This is a genomic window from Streptococcus sp. 210928-DFI.4.42 (genome assembly GCF_020554365.1).
Lineage (GTDB): Bacteria > Bacillota > Bacilli > Lactobacillales > Streptococcaceae > Streptococcus > Streptococcus parasanguinis_S.
This window is the reverse complement of the sequence record NZ_JAJCHF010000067.1, coordinates 1-304: the sequence shown is the minus strand read 5'-3', so window position 1 is coordinate 304 and position 304 is coordinate 1. Positions and strand designations below refer to the sequence as shown.

Sequence of the window (304 nt, the reverse complement as noted above, 5' to 3'; positions counted from 1 at the left end):
CCATAACCAAACAAGACGCCGATAGGACCACCCAAAAGCCCGATAACTGCACCGAGCAAGCCACCTTTTAGGGTTGCATCCGTCGTTGAATCTTCAAAATCATAGCGTTCTTTTTCAACGATATGACCGTTTTCATTTTTGACCAGGGCGATTTGAGCAACCTTGGTCGTCTGAGTTTGGCGGAAAGCCTTCAAATCTGCAAAGGACTGATAAGCTTCGCTTTCAGTGTTAAAGATTGAAACTACTAGATTTTCCATAGTTAGTACCTCTTTTCTAAAAATTACACATACATTATAACACAGTT

The 304-nt window shown here is 41.1% G+C and carries 1 pseudogene; it reads right to left on the bottom strand.

The window, feature by feature from the left end:
* Positions 1-257: pseudogene (locus tag LIZ08_RS10320) on the bottom strand (DUF1269 domain-containing protein); the annotation flags it as partial.
* Between the last annotated feature and the right edge of the window lie 47 nt (positions 258-304).